The sequence below is a fragment of the Aerococcus sp. L_32 genome (assembly GCF_050689315.1).
In genome coordinates this window covers 1-1,628 of sequence record NZ_JBOEQF010000425.1, presented here as the reverse complement: position 1 = coordinate 1,628, position 1,628 = coordinate 1, and the positions used below count along the sequence as shown (strand labels likewise).

Below are 1,628 nucleotides of genomic sequence, written 5' to 3'. Positions count from 1 at the left end.
ATTGCTGGAGGCAGTGTAAAAGCAGAAGCAATACAGGCTTTTGCGAAACTCGCACCTAAACAGTTAGTCATTATAACTGATCAAGGTGCCTCAAATATGGTTTTAAATGGGGAATCCCATTAAAATAATTTTGTATTCCATTAAGGAGGAATTTTGTAGTATGGCAATTAAATTAGCAATTAACGGTTTTGGTCGTATCGGTCGTTTAACTTTACGTCGTATCTGGGAAGAAAATGAATCAAATGTAGAAATCGTGGCAATCAACGATTTAACAGACAATGAATTCTTAGCTTACCTATTAAAATATGATACAGCTCACGGTACTTTCAACCACGATATCGAAACTACTGAAAATGGTATTTCTATCGACGGTAAAGAAATCACTGTATACTCTGAACGTGACGCAAACGATTTACCTTGGGGTGACTTAGGTGTTGACATCGTTCTAGAATGTACTGGTTTCTACGCTACAAAAGAAAAATCTCAAGCACACATCAATGCTGGTGCTAAAAAAGTTATCATCTCAGCTCCTGCTGATGCTGAAACTAAAACAATTGTTTACGGTGTAAACGAAGATATCATCGAAGCTGAAGATAAAATTATCTCTGGTGCTTCATGTACTACTAACTGTTTAGCTCCTGTAGTTAACGTGTTAGAAAAAGAATTTGGTATCAAACATGGTTTAATGTCAACAATCCATGCTTACACTTCTACACAATCATTACAAGATGCGCCTAACGGTAAAAAAGGTAACTTCCGTAACGGTCGTGCAGCTGCAGAAAACGCTATTCCAGCATCTACTGGTGCAGCTAAAGCTGTAGGTCGCGTTATTCCTTCAGTTAACGGTAAAGTTGACGGTACTGCTATCCGTATTCCTATCGTAACTGGTTCAATGACTGAGTTCTACTCAACATTAAACACTAAAGTTACAGTTGAAGAAGTTAACGCTGCTATGGAAAAATACGCTAACCCATCATTCTTATACAACACTGATGAAATCGTATCTTCTGACATCGTTGGTGTTCCAGCTGGTTCAATCTTCGACGCAACTCAAACTAAGGTTATCGAATCTGAAGATGGCCAATTAGTTAAAACTGTTGCTTGGTACGACAACGAAGCTGGTTTCGTTTCTCAATTCGTACGTTTAATCGAATTCTTTGCTGCTAAACAATAATTCATTGTTTAAAAGTAAAATCAGTTGAATTTGGGCGGGAAGCTTCGCGCTTCCTGCCCTTTTTTATTGGTTAACAACTTAAGATAAGGAGTGCTATTTTAATGGCTAAGAAAACTGTAAAAGACATCGATTTAAAAGGTAAAGTTGTTTTAGAACGTGCTGACTTTAACGTTCCAATGGACAAAGACCTTAACATTACTGATGACAACCGTATCGTTCAAGCATTACCAACTATTGAGTATATTCTTGAGCAAGGTGGTCGTTTAGTGTTATTCTCTCACCTTGGTAAAGTGAAAACTGAAGAAGACAAAGCTTCTAAATCTTTACGCCCAGTTGCAGAACGTTTATCTGAAAAATTAGGTAAAGAAGTTACTTTCGTAGCGCAAACTCGTGGTCAAGAATTAGAAGATGCTATCGCTAACCTTAAAGATGGCGAAGTATTAATGTTTGAAAA

The 1,628-nt window shown here is 37.3% G+C and carries 2 protein-coding genes; both read left to right on the top strand.

Annotated features, from left to right (window positions below; genetic code table 11):
- Positions 1 to 160: 160 nt before the first annotated feature.
- Positions 161 to 1,174, top strand: a complete 1,014-nt coding sequence (gap, locus tag ACRCJ0_RS13605; RefSeq protein ID WP_016897456.1) for a type I glyceraldehyde-3-phosphate dehydrogenase — start codon at positions 161 to 163, stop codon at positions 1,172 to 1,174.
- A 101-nt stretch (positions 1,175 to 1,275) separates the two neighbouring features.
- Positions 1,276 to 1,628: phosphoglycerate kinase (gene pgk / locus ACRCJ0_RS13600; RefSeq protein ID WP_431390768.1), on the top strand; the 353-nt coding region annotated here is incomplete at its 3' end.

Bases quoted from the DNA above. Each gene is read 5' to 3' on its own strand.
- gap (WP_016897456.1), top strand. From the start codon at position 161: ATGGCAATTAAATTAGCAATTAACGGTTTTGGTCGTATCGGTCGTTTA.